The organism is Povalibacter sp. (assembly GCF_036520495.1).
Taxonomy (GTDB): Bacteria; Pseudomonadota; Gammaproteobacteria; order Steroidobacterales; family Steroidobacteraceae; genus Steroidobacter.
Genome location: NZ_DATDJO010000036.1, coordinates 52,631 through 70,530, shown reverse-complemented (window position 1 = coordinate 70,530; position 17,900 = coordinate 52,631). Strand labels below are relative to the sequence as shown.

At 63.3% G+C, this 17,900-nt stretch carries 12 protein-coding genes; 5 read left to right on the top strand and 7 right to left on the bottom strand.

Features of this window, described 5'->3' with window-relative positions:
* The first annotated feature begins 182 nt into the window (after nucleotides 1-182).
* Nucleotides 183-2,030, top strand: a complete 1,848-nt coding sequence (locus VIZ63_RS13510) for a DUF1800 domain-containing protein (RefSeq protein ID WP_331610179.1) — start codon at nucleotides 183-185, stop codon at nucleotides 2,028-2,030.
* On the top strand, nucleotides 2,030-3,379 hold the full coding sequence (locus tag VIZ63_RS13505) for a DUF1501 domain-containing protein (protein ID WP_331610178.1): 1,350 nt from the start codon (nucleotides 2,030-2,032) through the stop codon (nucleotides 3,377-3,379). The genes VIZ63_RS13510 and VIZ63_RS13505 overlap by 1 nt, the downstream gene beginning before the upstream one ends.
* 174 nt (nucleotides 3,380-3,553) lie before the next feature.
* On the opposite strand, the gene VIZ63_RS13500 is transcribed toward VIZ63_RS13505, so the two are convergent.
* From VIZ63_RS13500 to VIZ63_RS13475, 6 genes are all read right to left on the bottom strand, one after another.
* A complete protein-coding gene (locus VIZ63_RS13500) occupies nucleotides 3,554-5,035 on the bottom strand; it encodes a TolC family protein (protein WP_331610177.1) in 1,482 nt (493 codons plus the stop codon).
* Nucleotides 5,028-8,210, bottom strand: a complete 3,183-nt coding sequence (locus VIZ63_RS13495) for a multidrug efflux RND transporter permease subunit (RefSeq protein ID WP_331610176.1) — start codon at nucleotides 8,208-8,210, stop codon at nucleotides 5,028-5,030. Before VIZ63_RS13495 ends, VIZ63_RS13500 begins: the two co-directional genes overlap by 8 nt.
* 104 nt (nucleotides 8,211-8,314) lie before the next feature.
* A complete protein-coding gene (locus VIZ63_RS13490) occupies nucleotides 8,315-9,565 on the bottom strand; it encodes an efflux RND transporter periplasmic adaptor subunit (protein ID WP_331610175.1) in 1,251 nt (416 codons plus the stop codon).
* A gap of 469 nt (nucleotides 9,566-10,034) precedes the next feature.
* Nucleotides 10,035-11,060 carry an aromatic ring-hydroxylating dioxygenase subunit alpha gene (locus VIZ63_RS13485; protein ID WP_331610174.1) on the bottom strand — a complete coding sequence of 342 codons (1,026 nt, stop codon included), beginning with the start codon at nucleotides 11,058-11,060 and terminating at the stop codon, nucleotides 10,035-10,037.
* 46 nt (nucleotides 11,061-11,106) lie between these two features.
* Complete coding sequence (locus VIZ63_RS13480) at nucleotides 11,107-12,084, bottom strand: retroviral-like aspartic protease family protein (protein WP_331610173.1); 978 nt, start codon at nucleotides 12,082-12,084, stop codon at nucleotides 11,107-11,109.
* Nucleotides 12,085-12,272: 188 nt separating this feature from the next.
* A complete protein-coding gene (locus VIZ63_RS13475) occupies nucleotides 12,273-13,313 on the bottom strand; it encodes a hypothetical protein (RefSeq protein WP_331610172.1) in 1,041 nt (346 codons plus the stop codon).
* Between the two features lie 164 nt (nucleotides 13,314-13,477).
* On the opposite strand from VIZ63_RS13475, the gene VIZ63_RS13470 reads away from it, so the two are divergent.
* Complete coding sequence (locus VIZ63_RS13470) at nucleotides 13,478-14,743, top strand: TetR/AcrR family transcriptional regulator (RefSeq protein WP_331610171.1); 1,266 nt, start codon at nucleotides 13,478-13,480, stop codon at nucleotides 14,741-14,743.
* A gap of 94 nt (nucleotides 14,744-14,837) precedes the next feature.
* Here VIZ63_RS13470 and VIZ63_RS13465 read toward each other — a convergent pair whose 3' ends face one another.
* Nucleotides 14,838-16,136: an amidohydrolase gene (locus VIZ63_RS13465; protein ID WP_331610170.1), complete on the bottom strand. Its 1,299-nt coding sequence runs from the start codon at nucleotides 16,134-16,136 to the stop codon at nucleotides 14,838-14,840.
* Nucleotides 16,137-16,285: 149 nt separating this feature from the next.
* Between VIZ63_RS13465 and VIZ63_RS13460 the strand changes: the two genes are divergently transcribed.
* Nucleotides 16,286-16,522, top strand: a complete 237-nt coding sequence (locus tag VIZ63_RS13460; RefSeq protein WP_331610169.1) for a hypothetical protein — start codon at nucleotides 16,286-16,288, stop codon at nucleotides 16,520-16,522.
* Nucleotides 16,523-16,716: 194 nt separating this feature from the next.
* A complete protein-coding gene (locus VIZ63_RS13455; protein WP_331610168.1) occupies nucleotides 16,717-17,787 on the top strand; it encodes an alpha/beta fold hydrolase in 1,071 nt (356 codons plus the stop codon).
* Nucleotides 17,788-17,900 lie beyond the last annotated feature (113 nt).

Sequence of the window (17,900 nt, the reverse complement as noted above, 5' to 3'; positions counted from 1 at the left end):
GTTGATCAGCGAGGAATGACAGCAGCGAATTGGTCGGTGGGGAAGTCTCAAACAGCGATAAGACACTCCCTGCATGAGGGCGCCAGTCGATTCGCAATTGTTCATTTGCAGCCGATGTGAGGAGAAAGCCCGACAGGTTCACGTGAAGTGCATTCGCGCGACGACGCGATCGAGTGCGTACGGTGCGCACCCTGACTCATTCCCCGAGTCGTCGGCTCGACCAGAACATCATCGTGATTCGCATCCTCGATCATCGATTGGCGGATTCATGGCGGAGCGCGCTGGTGCTCGCAGTCGTCCTGTTCACGAGCGCCTGTGGCGGTGGCGGGTCGGCTTCGACGTCGCCGAGCAACAGCGGCACGCCGACTCCGGGGGCGCCCGCTGCGCCGTCGGCTCCGGCGCCCGCAGATCCACAGTCTGATCCCGGCCCTGCGCAGCCCGAGGACGTCTGGCAGCCGCCGACGGATGCGACGGCGCAGCGCCGCGATGCATTGCGCTTTCTCAATCAGAGCACGTTCGGCGCCACCAAGGGCGATCTGGCCGAGGTGCAGGCCATCGGTTACGACGCGTTTATCGAGCAGCAGTTTGCGATCGAGCGCACGGGCTACAACGGGTTCACCTACCTGAGCTCCGCGGCGCCGACGGAGTGCCGGAACAGTGCCAGCGTGCCGAACAGTCCACAGAGCCTCTGCAATCGGGATCACTACTCACTGTTCGAAGTGCAGCGGCAGTTCTTCGCCAATGCCATGGCGGGCCGCGACCAGCTGCGTCAGCGGGTGGCGTTCGCCTTGTCGCAGATCTTCGTCGTGTCGGGCACGGAAGTGACGCATGCAGCCGGCATGGCGGGTTATCAGAACCTGCTGCTCGACCATGCCTTCGGCAACTATCGCGAACTGCTCGAGGCCGTCACTCTGAGTCCCGTCATGGGTGCGTTCCTGGACATGGTCAACAATCCCAAGTCCAGCGCGTCGCGGCAACCGAACGAGAATTTCGCCCGCGAATGCCTGCAGCTCTTTTCCATCGGCACGCAGTTGCTGAATCCCGACGGCAGCGTGCGCATCGATGCGAGCGGCACGCCGCTCCCGGCCTACGACCAGGATGTGGTCGACGCCTTCGCGCGGGCGTTCACGGGCTGGACGTTCGCGCCGACAGACGGCGCGATGTCGCGCTGGACCAACCCATCCAATTTCATCGAGCCGCTGGTTGCCATCGAGGCGCAGCACGATCTGACGGGCAAGACCTTGCTGAAGGGCGTTACGCTGCCCGCCGGCCAGAGTGCACAACAGGATCTGCGCGCGGCGCTGGATGTGATCTTCCAGCATCCCAATGTCGCGCCGTTCATCGGTCAGCGACTGATCCAGCATCTGGTCACGAGCAATCCTTCGCCCGCCTACGTTGGCCGCGTCGCAGCCGTGTTCGAGGACAACGGCCATGGGGTACGCGGCGATCTGCGTGCGGTGGTCCGGGCAATTCTGCTGGATCCGGAAGCGCGTGGCAGTCGCGAGGACGATCATGATTTCGGCCGCCTCAAGGAGCCCGCGTTCTTCATGACGGGATTGCTGCGCGGCCTGGGCGGCCAGTCCGATGGCGTCTACCTGCGTGCGCAGGCGGTCGGCATGGGTCAGAACATTTTTACGGCGCCGTCCGTGTTCAACTACTACTCGCCATTGAACGTGGTTCGCGGCACCGACCTGCTCGGGCCCGAGTTCGGCATTTACGATAGCAACCGCGCGCTGCTGCGCGCCGAATTCGTTTATCAGATGTTCTATGCCGGCGGCGCCAAGCCGCAGTCCACGGTGGTTCGCAGCACAGGGACGTCCGTGGATCTGACCTCACTGTCTGCGGTTGCGACCCTGCCGCAGCTGCTCGACGAACTCGATGTTCGGTTGATGGCGGGTCGCCTCTCGATGCCGGCACGACAGATCGTCCTGCGGGCGACCGAGGCGCTGGATCGCAACGATGCGCGTGAGCATGTGCGAATGGCCGCCTACCTCCTGGCCGTCTCTCCCCAATATCAGGTGCAGCGTTGATGAAACGACGGGATTTCTTGCGCGGTGCAGGTGCGATCGGCGGCGCGTGTCTGTTCTCGCAACTCGGTGCATTGCGTGCTCTGGCGGACGACACCGGCGGCTACAAAGCACTGGTCTGCATTTTTCTCGCCGGCGGCAACGATTCGAACAACACGGTCGTGCCATTGGATGGCACTGCCTATTCGCAGTACGGCAAGGCGCGCGGTGGGTTGACGCTCCCGAAAGACAAGCTCGCGAAGCTCGCGTTGCCCGATGGCTCGACGCCGTACGGACTGCATCCCTCGCTCAGCAGCCTCGTCCCCGCCTGGGACGAGGGGCAACTGGCACTGTTGTTCAATGTCGGTACGCTGGAGCGGCCGTTGAGCGTCGCGGAATACCGTACGGGCGGCGACAGCAGCGTGCGCATTCCCGGCCTCTTCTCGCACGCCGACCAGGTGCGGCAATGGCAGGCATCGATTGCCGGCAAGGCGACCGGGACGGGGTGGGGCGGCCGGCTGATGGATGAGATCGACGGCGTGGCAGGGGGTATGCCAGGACTCATCTCCGTGGCCGGCGCCAGTCGCTTCGGCGTGGGCGTCAGGTCAGAAGCGATGGTCGTGCCGAGTTCCGGTCTGATGGAACTGCACGGTGTCGACAATACTCCGGCCTCGCAGGCGCGGCTCGCTGCATGGATGCAGTTGCACGACATCGACAAGGAATCGCAGCTCGTCGCCTCCGCACAGGATGTCAGTGGCTTCACACTCGAGAAGCGCGACACGATCAACGCGGCGTTGTCCGCGTCGGCGCCCATCACGAAGGCGGCATTCACGGGGCTGACCACGGGGATTGCCAAGCAACTGACAGCGACCTCCCGGCTGATCGAACAGCGGCATTCGCACGGGACGCAGCGCCAGGTGTTCTTCTGTTCGCTCGGCGGCTTCGATCTGCACGCGGCGCAACTCACCACGCATGCCTCGTTGTTGCGCCAGCTCGGCGATGCGCTGGCGGCATTCAACAAGGCAATGAACCGCATGGGCGCCGGCTCGCAGGTCACGGCGTTCACGCATTCCGAGTTCTCGCGAACGCTGCATGTGAATACGACCAACGGCACCGATCATGCGTGGGGCGGACATCACTTCATCCTGGGCGGCGCGGTGCAGGGGCGCACCTGCTATGGCAGCTTCCCGGATCTGCGAGTCGCAGGGCCCAGTGACGCGGACAGGCTGGGTCGCTGGGTCCCGACCACTTCAGTCGATCAGTACGCGGCGACCCTCGCCGGCTGGTTTGGCGTCGGTCCGCAGCGCCTGTCGACCGTGCTGCCCAACCTGAAGAACTTCGCGCAGCCGACGCTGCCGTTCCTGCGGGGCTAGTGCGGCTTTCGCGCAGTGGTACTGACTTAAGCGTCGCGGTGGCGTCAGGCGACGAGAACGCCGAGATCTCCACGGGGTACACGGGGCAGGAGAAGGCTACAAAAATGCAGTTCTTCCACCCCGTGTTTCCCCGTGTACCCCGTGGAAGTCTTGTCTCCTGATCGGCCGTACGCCTTACCTGAGCGACGCCCCTTGAGGCAGTGGCCGGAAGCCGCCGCCGAGCGCCTTGTACATCGCCAGCAGTGCGGTTGCCGTCTGCGTTTCGCTCTGCGCCAGCCGGTCTTCTGCGTCGAGCATCGTGCGTTCCGCGTCGAGCACGGTAAGGAAGTCGGCCACACCGCTGTCGAATCGTGCGCGTGCCAGATGCGCGGCTTCGGCAGACGCTGTTGCACTCGATGCGAGATGCTGCTGCTTCACCCGCGACTTCGCATAGTCCGTGAGACTCGCGTCCGTCTCTTCCAGCGCGCGCAGTACTGTTTGCTGATAGCGAGCCAATGCGCCGTCTGCAGACGCCTCACGCTGTTTGATCCGTTGATTGACGCGGCCCAGATCGAAGGCGGCCCACTGGATGCTTGGACCGAACGCGAACGTTTCGCTGGCGGTCTTGCCCAGATCGCCGGACGACACGGCGTCGAAACCCCAGCGACCGACGAAGGAAATGCGCGGGAACAGATCGCCCACGGCGACGCCGATCGCGGCGGTGGACGAGGCGAGCTGACGCTCCGCCATGCGAATGTCGGGGCGACGGCGCAGCAGACTTTCCGGTGTGCCGATACTGTAGGTCGCTGGCAGCGCAGGCAGCGGCGCGAACTTGTCCAGCGTCGTGAGCAGGCTCTCGGGTGAGTTACCCGTCAGCACGCCCAGCCGCAGGACCGAGCGCGTGACGGCCGCTTCGAAATCCGGAATCGTCGCGAGCGTCGCGCTCAACTGTGCCTGGGCACGCGACACGTCGAGCTGCGTGCCGCGACCGGCATCGAGTCGCGCCTGCGTGATGCGTAGCGACTCATCCTGGTTGTCGGCGTTGCGACGTGCGACTTCCAGTCGCTGCTGTGAGCCGCGCAGGTCGAAGTAGCTGCGCGCCGTTTCCGCCGTCACACTGACTTGTGTGTTGTAGACGCCGGCTTCGGCTGCCTGCACGAGCGCTGCCGACGCCTCATTGTTGCGGCGGACGCGACCGAAAAAATCCAGCTCCCAGAACGCATCGAACGATGCCTGGTAGTAGTCCTGATCGCGGTCCGCCCCCGCAAACGTCTGTCGTTCGCTGGCGCGCGATTCGATATGACCGCCACCGGCAGTGACCGTGGGTGCGAGATCGAGCCGCGCCTCGCCGTGAATCGCGCGCGCTTCGCGCAGATTCGTGATGGCAATGCGAATATCGTGATTCGCCCGCAGCGCCTCTTCGATCAGTTCATTCAACTTCTCATCGTTGAACGACTTCCAGAAGTCCCGTTCCAGATCCACGGTACTCGCCTGCACGCCTTCGACACCGACGAACTGATCCGGTGTCGTCACCTTCGGCTCGTGGTAATCAGGCCCCACGGCGCAGGCCGCGAGAATCGCCGCTGTAATCAGCACAACGGATGTCTTCGCCGCGCGGCGCGCATCGGGCCAGCGCACCCGTTTGCCAGTCGGCCAGTTGGCTTCTTGCTTACGCATGATTGACTCCTTCAACAGTTGCCACCGGCCCATGCGACTTGAGCTTTTTCTCTTTCGCCGCCGCGCGCAGCAGGACATAGAACACTGGTGTCAGGAACAGGCCGAAGAAGGTCACCCCGAGCATGCCGGAGAACACGGCGATGCCGATGGCATGACGCATCTCCGCACCTGCACCCGACGACAGGACCAGCGGCACGACGCCCATGATGAACGCGATGGACGTCATGAGGATGGGACGTAATCGCAGGCGCGCCGCTTCCAGGGCCGCAGCGACCGGCGCGACGCCGGCCAGCTCGCGGTCCTTGGCAAACTCGACGATCAGAATGGCGTTCTTGCTGGCGAGGCCCACCAGCACGAAGAACGCGATCTGGGTAAAGATGTTGTTGTCGCCGCCCGAGAGCCAGACGCCCGCAATCGCGGAGAGCAGCGCCATTGGCACGATCAGCACGATCGCCAGCGGCAAGGTCCAGCTCTCGTAGAGCGCGGCGAGCACCAGAACGACCAGCAGTACACACAGCGGGAAGATGAACACGGAGCTGTTGCCTGCGATCACTTCCTGATACGTGAGATCGGTCCACTCATACTTCACGCCATTGGGCAGCGTCTCGGTGAGGATTTTTTCCATCGCGGCTTTCGCCTGACCGGTGGAATAGCCGGGCGCCGGACCGCCGTTGATGTCGGCAGTCAGATAGCCGTTGTAGCGGAACACGCGATCCGGTCCGTAGCTCTCGGAGACGCGGATGATCGAGCCCAGCGCCAGCATCTCGCCGCGATCGTTGCGCGTCTGCAGTCGCAGGATGTCCTCGGCCTTCGAACGGAACGGCGCATCGGCCTGTGCGATCACCTGGTAGGTGCGGCCGAAGCGATTGAAGTCGTTCACGTAGATCGAGCCGAGATACGCCTGCAGCGTTTCAAAGACGTCGTTGAGCGCCACGCCGTGTTCTTTGGCCTTGACGCGGTTCACGTCGGCCTGGATCTGCGGCACGCTGACCTCGTACGTCGAGAACACACCGGCGAGCTCGGGCGCCTGTCGCGCCTGCGTCATGACGGCCTGGGTTGCGCGATAGAGCTCGTCATAGCCGATGTCGGCACGATCCTCGAGCTGCAGTTTGAAGCCGCCGATCGTGCCGAGGCCTTGCACGGCCGGCGGCGGGAACACGGCGATCTGCGCTTCCCGGATCGAGCTCAGTTCGCGATTCAGCGTATTCGCGATGCTGAGTCCATAAAGCTCCTTGGATTCACGCTCATCGAAGTCGGCAAGACCGAAGAACACGACGGCCGAGTTCGGCGTGTTGGTGAAGCCGGCGATCGACAGGCCAGGGAACTGCACCGCACTTGCCACCCCGGGAGTCTTCAGTCCGATCTCGCCGACCTGGCGCACGACGGCTTCCGTGCGATCCAGCGAAGCGCCGTTCGGCAGCTGGACGACCGTGACCAGGTACTGCTTGTCCTGCACCGGGATGAAGCCCTTGGGCACGATCTGGAACATCACCCAGGTCAGCACGAGCAGTCCGGCGAAGACGCTCATGGCCACCGACTTGTGGGCCAGCACGCCGCGCACGCCGCCGACGTAGCTCCTGGCCGACTTGTCGAAGAATGCGTTGAAGCGTCGGAAGAAGCCGCCGAGCAGACGGTTCATGCCGCGAGTAAGGGCGTCGGGCTCCGCGCCGTGAGGCTTGAGCAGCAATGCAGCGAGGGCGGGGCTCAGCGTCAACGAATTGATGGCCGAGATCACCGTCGAGATCGCAATCGTCAGCGCGAACTGCTTGTAGAACTGGCCGGTCAGACCCGTGATGAATGCAATCGGCGCGAACACCGCGACCAGGACCAGCGCGATCGCGATGATCGGGCCGCTGACTTCCTGCATGGCCTTGTAGGTTGCTTCGCGCGGCGAGAGTCCGGCTTCGATATTGCGTTCGACGTTTTCGACCACGACGATCGCATCGTCGACCACGATGCCGATGGCCAGCACCAGTCCGAACAGCGACAGGGCATTGATGGAGAAGCCGAATGCCAGCATCAGCCCGAACGTGCCGATGATCGACACGGGCACCGCCAGCAGCGGAATGATCGAGGCGCGCCAGGTCTGCAGGAACACGATTACCACGATGACGACCAGCACCAGCGCTTCGACCAGCGTCTCGATCACGGCCTTGATCGAGTCGCGCACGAAGATCGTCGGGTCGTAGACGATTTCGTATTTCACTCCTTCCGGAAAGTTCTGGCTCAACTCCGCCATGGTATTGCGCACGGCATCGGAGAGTTCCAGTGCGTTGGCATTCGGCGCCTGCGAGATCGGGATGGCTACGGCCGGCTGATTGCTCAGCAGCGCGCGCAGCGAATACTGTCCGACACCGAGTTCGATGCGGGCGACGTCCTTCAACGTCGTCACCGATCCGTCCGGCAGCGTCTTGACGATGATGTCGCCGAATTCCTGTTCGGTGATCAGTCGGCCGGTGGTCGTGACATTGAGCTGGTAATCGCTGGTGCCGGCATTGGGCGGCGCACCGATCTGTCCGGCGGCAACCTGCACGTTCTGTTCGCGAATCGCCTTCACGACATCGCTGGGCAGCAGACCGCGGCTCGCGATCTTGTCCGGATCGAGCCAGACGCGCATCGAGTAATCGCCCGAGCCGAACAGGCGCACGTCACCCATGCCTGGCAGACGCGCGAGCACATCGCGAATCTGCAGCGTCGCGTAGTTGCGCAGGTAGGCCGTGTCGTAGCGACCCTCCGGTGAAATCAGATGCACGACCATCAACAGGTCGGGCGAGGCCTTGAGCGTGGTGACACCGAGCCGGCGCACGTCTTCGGGCAGCCGCGGCAACGCCTGTGACACGCGGTTCTGCACCTGCACCTGCGCGTTATCGACGTCGGTGCCGAGACGGAACGTGACGGTCAGGGTCATCACGCCGTCGCTGGTCGCCTGCGAGGACATGTAAAGCATGTTCTCGACGCCGTTGATTTCCTGTTCCAGCGGCGCGGCGACCGTCTCGGCGATCACCTTGGGATTCGCACCGGGGTAATGGGCGCGCACCACCACCGACGGCGGTACGACTTCCGGGTACTGGCTGATCGGCAATTGCACCATGGCAATGGCGCCGACCAGGAAGATGACGATCGACAGCACTGCCGCGAAGATCGGCCGGTCGATGAAGAAGCGGGAGATGTTCATGGGTTCACTTCATGTGATGAATCTGCAGAGAAGCCGCGTCCGACTCCCCTCCGGGCGAGGAGGAGAGGCCGGGCAATCCAGCGTTACTCGGTCAGTGGGATCGACTACAGGGTCTTGGCATCCGGCTTGGCCGCCGCAATGGGTGGCGTCGGCGATGACCTGGCGGTGGCGAAACGCTGATCGGCGTTCACGCGCGCGTCCATCGCTGTGAGTTCAGGCGTGACGACCGTGCCCGGGTGCACGCGCTGCAGTCCGTTCACGACGACGTTCTCGCCGGGAGCCAGTCCCTCCAGCACGATGCGCAGACCGTCGGTCAGCCGGCCGATCTTCACGCTGCGGTAGGTGACCTTGTTCTCCGCGTCGACGACGTAGACGAACTTCTGGCTCTGATCGGTACCGACGGCACGATCGTCGACCAGCACGGCCTTGTACGAGTCGTGCCCCAGCAGCTTCACGCGGGCGAACAGGCCGGGCGTGAAGTAGCCGTCGTGGTTGGAGAAGGATGCGCGGGCGCGAATCGTGCCCGTGCGCGGATCGATCCGGTTGTCGACGAACACCATCGTGCCCGTATGCGGATAACCGTCCTCATTGGTGAGGCCCATCTGCACGGGATTCGCTGCATCGCGCGAACTCGTGCGCTCGCCGCGGCGCGCGAGCTCCGCGTACTTGAGATACACCTGCTCGTCGCCGTCGAAGGACACGTAGATCGGATTCACCGACACGATGGTGGTCAGCAGCGGAGCCGAGCCACTACCCGCACTGACGAGATTGCCTGCGGTGATTTCTGCCTTGCTGACGCGGCCGGAGATCGGCGCCGTCACGCGCGTAAAGCTCAGGTCGAGTCTCGCCGCTTCGACGGCTGCCCTCGCGGCGGCCACCGATGCATCCGCCTCGCGGGCGCTGTTCAGGCGCTGGTCGTACTCTTCCTGCGACACGGCCTTGATCGCCTGCAGCTTCTCGCTGCGCTTGACATCGCTATGCGAGAGTTCAGCGCGGGCCTGCGCGCGGGTGAGTTCGGCGCTGGCCTTGTCGAGCTCCGCGCGATACGGCCGCGGATCGATCACGAACAGCAGGTCATCCTTGCGGACGAGGCTGCCTTCCGTGAAGTTCACGCTTTCGATGTAGCCCGTGACGCGCGGGCGAATCTCCACCGATTCGACGGCTTCGATGCGGCCGGTGAATTCATCCCATTCCGTCACATCCCGCTGCAGAGCAGCAGCGACCTCGACGGGGGTTGCCTGCTGGGTGGGGGCCGGCGTGGCTTCGCTGCTGCATCCGGACAGGATGATGGCGCTGGCCACGGCCAGAGGCAGAACGATGGCGGCGGTCGAAACAGTGCGCAGCGACTTGAACATGACGATTCCCCAACTCCAAAAGACAGCTTTCCCGGATCGGTACTGTAGGGATGGACGTAGACGCGACAAATCCCGATGGATGCACGACATTGATGAAGGTAATGCAGGAATACTTTTTCTCATGTGCACATGAACGAAAGTGAGGTCGCGGTTGACTGCGGGATCACCGGCCTCACAACCGCCTGAATTTTCAGCGCGTCCGGGAGTGCGACGGGACGATCTGCGTGCGTGGAGGATCACGCACGATGAGTAGTCGTTACCGATTCGTGACGGGCGCACCCGAGGTCATGGAGGGCGATGATCGTCCGACGCTGGGTCCGGCTTCTTCTCAATCTCTACGTGGGTCCGACTTCAGTCGGACATCCCAAGAATCGAGGCTCGTCCGGCTGAAGCCGGCCCACAGGCGGATCAGATAGAGATTTCTGATCTTCTGACCCCGTGATCCCGTGGAGATCTTCTTCCGTTGCCTTCAGTCCCACGCCCGCATCAGCGTATGGAACAGGTGCACGCCGCTTTCACGTTTCGGTGAGTAAGGGCCGGACCGGTAGGCGCGGGAGTTGATGTTTCCCTGCACGATTTCGCAGATGCCGGCGTCCTCGGCCTGTACTTCTTCGCTGAACGATACGAGTTTGTCCCAGCGTTCCTTGCCGTCAGGGCTGCTCACGGAGTCCAGCGCGAACCAGTCGAAGCGGACGAGGGTGTGGTTCACGTCGAGCGGAATCACGACGTTGGTCTGCATCTGGCCTTCGTAGATGTTCAGCATGACGTTCGGGAACAGCCAGTAGTAGACCGCTTCCTGATTGCCGGCGCTGCCGCCGTACAGTTTCGCCGTACCCGCGCGGACGGGCGCGAACTGCAGCACGTAACGTTCGCCGAGTTCGGTGATGTACTGGCGATAGTCGATCTCGCGATTCAGCGAGGGATGCACCAGCGGGATGTGATAGCCCTCGAGATAGTTGTCGACGTACACCTTCCAGTTGGAATTCACCGCGTAGGTGCGTGTCGTGACGTATTGCATCCGGTCGATGTCGAGCGGTGCGCAGCGTTGGGCGACGCCGGGAAACAGGCTGTCGAAAGGCGGCGTCGCCGGATCGAGCGCGGCAAAGATCACCGGACCAAGAATGTGTACCGCGACGGGTTGCAGACGGATCTGCTCCGGATCGAAGTCGCTGCCCTCCATCTCGGTGGTGCGCAACAGCCGACCCGACAGTTCATAGGTCCAGCCGTGGTAACGGCACACCAGACGCGGCGCGTGACCGCAGCCGATCGCCACTGGACCCGCGCGATGCCGACAGACATTGAAGAAGCCGCGGATCGTGCCGCCGTCGTTGACGAAGACCAGCGGCTCGCTGCCGATCTGCGTCGTGAAGTAGTCGCCGGACTGCTGCAGCTGGCCGACATGGCCGACGACCTGCCAGGAGCGGGCGAAGACCTCGTCGTACTCGTGCTGCAGGCGGGCAGGGCTGTTGTAGAAGGCAGCGGCGGGTGTTTGCATGACCGGATTGTAGCGAGCCGCCGTGCCATCGATGCGAATCGCGCTCTCAACTGCGCGGCCGGATGTGCACCTCCTTGAGCCGGTAGTCGACGACCAGGGTATGCACCGTGCCCAGCACGTCCATACCGATGAGCATCGCCGGTTCATCTTCCAGATCCCAGAGACGGAAGACGTCGATGTCGCCGTAGATCACATCGACGTCGGTGACCGCGATATCGCCCAGGCGCAGCTTGCGCGTGTAAATCATCTCGCCGCGCTGCATCACCTCGGACAGGCCGATCACACCGGTGGACTTGGGCGGTTTATCGATGCTCTTGCGGGCCTGCAGCGCACGACGCAGCGCCATGTTGCCCAGCGTGCGTTCCGCCCCCGTGTCGATGACCGCATGCACCCGCACGCCACCGACCCGCCCGGAGGCCAGCAGCAGGCGATTGAAGTGGATCTTGACCGGCAGGCGTGCGAATCCCGGCGGTGGTCGTTGCGCGCGCGAGCGGTCGATACTGATCTGATCATTCAGGAAGTCCACGCTCAGGCGCAGGCCATCGAATCCCTGCATGCCCAGAATGCCGTCCGCACCCCCCATGACCGCATTCATGACCGGCAGTTGCAGTCCTTGCTGGCGCAGGTCACCCGTTTCGAAGCTCTCCACGTTCGCGGTCGGGACCTGGAACGCGCCCGTGACGCCGTTCAGCTTGATAGTGTTCAGCGCGTCGACCGTGAGGCCGGCGGCATCGGCGAGCCGTTGCGTCAGCACGGACTGATTGGCGCCGGTATCCACCATCATCCGGAAGGGTCCCCTGCCGTTGATCATGACCGGCGCCAGTACCCTGCCGATGCGATCCGGGCGAGTCGGCGCTGCGTAAAGGTGATCGGGCTCGAGTGAAGGAAACGGAATGCTGATGGGGTCGGTCGGAGGCGGGCTGCGACCGGCGCTCGCGGATGCCTGGACATCGATACAAGGAATCAGCAGCGCAGCCAGCAAGGCCGCGGCATGGCTCAGGATCAGGCGCCTGGCTCGATTCATAAACTCCTGCGCAGCCGATACCTTCCTCCCGTCGATCTGCGCGGTGAGAGTGTGGCACACGCCGATGATTCGCGCGCCGGCTTGCGCGACCGCACGGAGCATCAGTTGCGAAAACTCATCTCTCCAGTTGCCGAATCAACGACGCGGCGGCCGTTCGTGCTGCATCGCCGGGATAGAACCGGTCGAGGTCATGCAGCAGAGCCCGCGCCGTGGGGCGATCGCCCGCATCGCGCGCCAGCCTGGCGATCTGCAGCAGATCGCTGCTCGATAGCAAGCGGAATTCCGGATCGCAGCGCAACCGCGCCCGCACCATGTCGACGGCCTGGCCATTGCGCCGGGCGGCGAGCCACCGCGGCAGGATTTCGTGCGCCAACCGGTTCGCCAGTCGCGGATCGGGCCAGCGCGACGCGCTCGTACAGCCATTCGAGTTCGACCAGCGCATCGGGCCCCTGCCCGACGTGTCCCATGACGCTTTGCCAGGCGTTTGCGTGCGCGCCGCCGCGCCATTCGGCATAGATCCGATCCACCAGACGGGTCCGCTGTCGGTCCCGCTCGTCATTGCCGGGATCCTCGACCGGCTGCGGAGTCCAGGCATCCCCGAGGCCAATGTCGTCGGCCCGCTCGCGCAGAATGCCGCCGATCAGGCAGAACGACGCCAGCCAGAAATACATGAGCACGGCGATTCGTAGCGCAAGGGGCAGAGCGCTCAGCGAGCCCACATACATACCGATCAGCCCTGCCGCCAGGATGAACAGCACCACTGTCGCGTAATCGGCGCCAAGTCGCCCGATCAGGCGCAAAGCAGTGGGCAGGCTGAGCCCTTGCGGGGTCGAGCCAGTGATGGCTTGCACAGACAGCAGCGCGGGAACGACCGCGGCGCACCCGATCGCTGCGACCACGGCGAAGCCCGCCCCCAGCCAATAGGCCGCGGCCCGTGACGTGAAGAAAACGACCAGCACCAACGCGAGCAACAACAGGGATCGCGGTGTGCTTAGCGGATTCATCATCTCCATCGACAGGACCGGCGGCTCGGCGTCGCCATTGATAGCGCTGTCCATGAGCACGAAGGTGTAATTGAAGAAGCCCGTCAGCAGCAGCAGGCCCAGAGGAATCCCCAGCAGGCTGGCCCTGAACGCCAGAAACAGCAGGAGGCTGAAGGTCAGGATGACCAGCAGGGGCGCGGTGCGTGCGGGCACTGCAATAAAACCCAACGCTGTCCTGGCCTGCATATGGAGTTTCTTGAAAGCGCGCGGTCATGGGCTCGCGATGCGACTATAGACGGTCATGCCGGCAGCGCTAGCACACATCCGTGTGCTGCGGTGCGACACCAGCAGGCGGCATCCTGTACTAAGATACCGGCTTCATTGATCTAGCTAAGTTGACCCCGTTCCCTATGAAGAAGCGTCGTGAAGCCCTGGCCCGACAGAATTTCCCCGGCGCGGCCGCGGTTCGGCACGAGCAGATGCTCGATGCTGCAGCCCGGCACCTCAATGCGAGTGGCGTATCGCTCACGTCCCTGAGCGATATCGCAGAAAGTCTCGGGGTTTCGCGCGCCACGCTCTATCAGTACATCGAGGATCGCGAGGATCTGGTCTTCCAGTGCTATCGCCGTTCCTGCGAAGTCATGGCGCGGCACCTGGGCGAGGCCGTTCGTCTGGGTGGCGATGCGGCGGAAGTCGTCTGTCTGTTCATCGATCGCATGCTCGACCCGGCGCAGCCGGAGATTGCGACGCGCGCTGAAGTGGCCGTGCTCAACCAGGAACGCCACGAGATCATCCAGGGACTGTATGACGCCATCATCACGCGGCTGGCCAAAGTGCTGGAGACCGGCGCGCAAGCCGGTGAGCTGCGCAGCTGCGATACCACGATCAGTGCGTCCACCATCATCAGTCTGGTGACCTGGGTGCCGTTGATGCGCTTCTGGGCGCCGGCCTCCCACTCCTACCGCCCGGAGCAGATCGCCGTAGCCCTCAAGAGCTTCGTGCTGGAAGGAGTGGCTGTCGACCGGCGTGAGATGCCGGAATTCCAGCCGATCAATCTGTCGCCGCTGGTGGCCCGCGTCGTGGGCGTGTTCGATCGCGAGGCCGTCGTCGACGCCAAGCGCGAAACCCTGCTCGCCATCGCCTCGCGCCTGTTCAACAGCAAGGGCATCGACTCGACGTCGCTGGAAGAGATCGCCGGGCACGTCGGTGCCACCAAGCGCACGCTCTACCATCATCTAGGCGACAAGCAGACGCTGCTCGCCACCTGTTATTCGCGCGCCTTCAAGATCTTCCTGTACATCATGGAGTGCATGACGGCGTACGAAGGCACGCGCGTGCAGGCGCTCGCTGCGTCGTTCCACGCACTGTCACGCGCCTACCTGCGCGACGATCTGTCGCCGCTGGCACCGCTGGTGGGACACGAAGCCCTCAAGGGCGAGACCCAGGCGCAAATGGAACCGCAGGCCGCGGCCCTGACCGAGGGCTACATGAACGCCATGAACACGGGCCGCACCGAAGGCACCATCCGTATCGACGACCTGATGGCCCAGCTGCTGCTCATGCCCGGCCTGGTCAGCTGGCTGGTGAAAGATACCGGCACGCACGCCGAGGAACGTGTCGAACACATCGCGCGCGAGGTCAGCACGCTCTTCTGCATCGGCCTGCGCCGGGCTTGAGAGTCAGGAATTTCCGCGGGGAACACGGGGAGACACGGGGCAAGAAGAATCCGTATCTCTGACCCGTGTCCCCCGTGGAGTTCTCTTCTCTGTCCTATTTCCCCTGCAGATAATCAGTCGCGACCGCCAGGATCGCGCGCATGCCGACGGCCATGCCGGATTCGTCGAGGTAGAACAGCGGTGAATGATTGAACGCCGTCGTCGCCGGATCGCGATCGGGCGGTGTGATGCCCACCCAGAAGAAGAACGACGGCACCTGCTGGCCGTAGAACGAAAAATCCTCGGCCGTGGTCTGCAGGCTGATCGTGCGCACGTGGTCCTTGCCGACGCTGCGTTCCAGCGATGGCAGGACCCGCTGCGTCAGGGCGGCATGGTTGACCACCGGCGGGATCGCATTGTCGCGCACGGTCAGCGTGGCGGTGGCGCCGTGTGCCGCGGCAATGTTGGTCACCGTGCGGTTCATGCGCTCGATCACGTCGGCGCGCACGCCGGTGTCGAAGGTGCGGAGCGTGCCGATCATTTCCACGCTGTCGGGAATGATGTTGAAGCGGATGCCGCCCTTGATGGCGCCGATGCTGATGACGGTGGGAATCTCCGTGATGTCGACCTGGCGACTGACGATGGTTTGCAGGCCGGAGACGATTTCAGCCGCAGCGACCACGGGATCGACACCACCCCAGGGACGTGATCCGTGCGTCTGCCGACCGACCACGTTGATCGTAAAACTGTCGGAACCGGCCATCATGGGACCGGGGCGGTAGCCGATGACGCCGGTTGGCAGCGAGGCGATGACGTGCAGGCCGAACACTGCCTCGGGTTTGGCGATGTCGAACAGGCCTTCCGTCAGCATGCGGTTCGCGCCGCCGGTTTCGCCCTCCGGCGCCCCTTCTTCCGCGGGCTGAAAAATGAACAGTACCTGGCCGCGCAGCGACTGCCGTTGCGCGCTCAGTACTTTGGCGACGCCCAGCAGCATCGCGACATGCGCGTCGTGGCCGCAGGCGTGCATGACTCCCACCGTCTCGCCGCGAAACTGCGTCGTGACCCTGGATTTGAACGGCACGTCGACTTGCTCGGTGACCGGCAGTGCATCCATGTCTGCGCGCAGTCCGAGGGTGGGGCCGGGTTGCGCACCACGCAGCACGGCCGCGACGCCCGTCAGGCCGATTCCGGTTTTCACCTCGAGGCCGAGGGCGCGGAGTTGCTTCGCAACGATCTCTGCAGTTCGCGTTTCGCGATTGCTCAGTTCCGGATGGGCATGAAAATCGCGACGCCACTCGATCACCTGCGGCTCGACGGCTTTGACGGCGGCGTCGAGGGGCATCTCATCGACATCACCCATTGCAGTAGAGGCGGCAAGCACACTGGCCGTGCAGAGAGCGAAGCGAAACGACATACGACAACTCCTGGGGAGGACGCGACAAGTCTACTTGACGCACTGCGCCACAAACAGAAGCCGGAAAATCAATAGGTTAGCGTCGACGCTTGCCAATGGCCCGATAGCTGTATAACCATACAGTCTGTATATAGAGCCAGGAGATCGCCATGTTGACCGATCCGGTAACGTTGATTGATCAGACCATTGACAACCTCGAAACGCTGTCCGTGCTGTTCGAAGACGAAGTGGACGAACGCACCACTCGCCTGACCGATCTGAACCCAAGCCGGCAACGCTGCCGCGATGCGCAGCGTGCCATTGCCATGCTCCTGCCGAAGCTGCGCGCCGCACGCGCCTCGCAGATCCCTCAGGCGCAGCAGCGTTTGTGTCTTCACTGCGATTGAGAAGGGACGAAGATTTCACACAGAGACCACAGAGTCGGCGGAGCAACGGTGAGATTCAACACTCACGGGTTTTCTGCGACACCTTGTGATTCCGTATGCATTTCTTTATCTCTTCTCTGAAACTCTGTGATCTCTGTGTCCCGCGGGATTCCCGTTGGTCATACTCTGTGTAAATCTTTTCTGCGGATTTCCACATGAGAATGTTTGCGGCGTCTCTGGTTGCAGTCCTGCTGGCATCGTCGGCTACTGAGGCCGCCGACTATCCAACGCCACGGGAAGGTGATTTCGTCATCAAGGATTTCGCGTTTGCTTCCGGCGAGAAACTCGCGGAAGTACGGCTTCATTACCGCACGCTTGGCAAGCTCGAGCGCGATGCGCAGGGACGCGCCCGCAATGCCGTTCTGATTCTTCACGGCACCGGCGGCAGCGGCGCCCAGTTCCTGCGACCTGAATTTGCGAACGAGTTGTTCGCTCCGGGCGGCACACTCGACGCGTCGCGTTACTTCATCGTGCTGCCGGACAACGTAGGCCACGGCCAATCATCCAGGCCCAGCGACGGGCTGAAAGCCAGGTTTCCGCGCTACGGCTACCGCGATATGGTCGAGGCGCAGTATCGCCTGCTACGCGAGGAACTCGGTGTCGATCACCTGCGCCTGGTCATGGGTACGTCCATGGGAGGAATGCACAGCTGGCTGTGGGGCGAATTGCATCCGCAGTTCATGGATGCGCTGCTGCCGCTGGCGAGCCTGCCCGCACAGATCTCCGGTCGCAATCGAGTGTGGCGGCGCGTGGTCATCGACGCGATCCGCCACGATCCGCAATGGCAGAACGGCGACTATCGTGCGCAGCCGCAGAGTCTGCGCACGGCGCAGCAGATGCTGTTCCTGATGGGCAGCAATCCTGTCGTGCGCCAGCAAACGATGACGACGCTGGCGCAGAGCGATGCGGTACTGGATGACTACGTGCGCACCGCGATGGCGACGGCGGATGCGAACGATGTGTTGTACCAGCTCGAGTCTTCGTGGGACTACGACCCGAATCCAGGCCTGGAGAAAATCCAGGCGCCGTTGGTCGCAATCAACTTTGCCGACGATCTCATCAATCCGCCGGAACTCGGGATCCTCGAGCAAGAGATCAGGCGCGTGCCGAATGGCAGGGCGATCGTCATGCCCACGACGCCGCACACACGCGGCCACGGCACTCATACGATCGCGAAAGTGTGGCAGCACTACCTGAAGGAATTGCTCGATCGCAGTTCGCACTGAAGGCGAATACCTGTTCGACCGATTCGGCTTCATCCGTTGCGAACGATGCGAATGTTGTCTGCCTGATGGTGCCGGGATTGCGGCGCTCGATGCATCTGTAGGAGGATGCGGCG

Bases quoted from the DNA above. Each gene is read 5' to 3' on its own strand.
- VIZ63_RS13505 (WP_331610178.1), top strand. From the start codon at position 2,030: ATGAAACGACGGGATTTCTTGCGCGGTGCAGGTGCGATCGGCGGCGCG.
- VIZ63_RS13500 (WP_331610177.1), bottom strand. From the start codon at position 5,035: ATGCGTAAGCAAGAAGCCAACTGGCCGACTGGCAAACGGGTGCGCTGG.
- VIZ63_RS13495 (WP_331610176.1), bottom strand. From the start codon at position 8,210: ATGAACATCTCCCGCTTCTTCATCGACCGGCCGATCTTCGCGGCAGTG.
- VIZ63_RS13490 (WP_331610175.1), bottom strand. From the start codon at position 9,565: ATGTTCAAGTCGCTGCGCACTGTTTCGACCGCCGCCATCGTTCTGCCT.
- VIZ63_RS13485 (WP_331610174.1), bottom strand. From the start codon at position 11,060: ATGCAAACACCCGCCGCTGCCTTCTACAACAGCCCTGCCCGCCTGCAG.
- VIZ63_RS13480 (WP_331610173.1), bottom strand. From the start codon at position 12,084: ATGAATCGAGCCAGGCGCCTGATCCTGAGCCATGCCGCGGCCTTGCTG.
- VIZ63_RS13475 (WP_331610172.1), bottom strand. From the start codon at position 13,313: ATGCAGGCCAGGACAGCGTTGGGTTTTATTGCAGTGCCCGCACGCACC.
- VIZ63_RS13470 (WP_331610171.1), top strand. From the start codon at position 13,478: ATGAAGAAGCGTCGTGAAGCCCTGGCCCGACAGAATTTCCCCGGCGCG.
- VIZ63_RS13465 (WP_331610170.1), bottom strand. From the start codon at position 16,136: ATGTCGTTTCGCTTCGCTCTCTGCACGGCCAGTGTGCTTGCCGCCTCT.
- VIZ63_RS13460 (WP_331610169.1), top strand. From the start codon at position 16,286: ATGTTGACCGATCCGGTAACGTTGATTGATCAGACCATTGACAACCTC.
- VIZ63_RS13455 (WP_331610168.1), top strand. From the start codon at position 16,717: ATGAGAATGTTTGCGGCGTCTCTGGTTGCAGTCCTGCTGGCATCGTCG.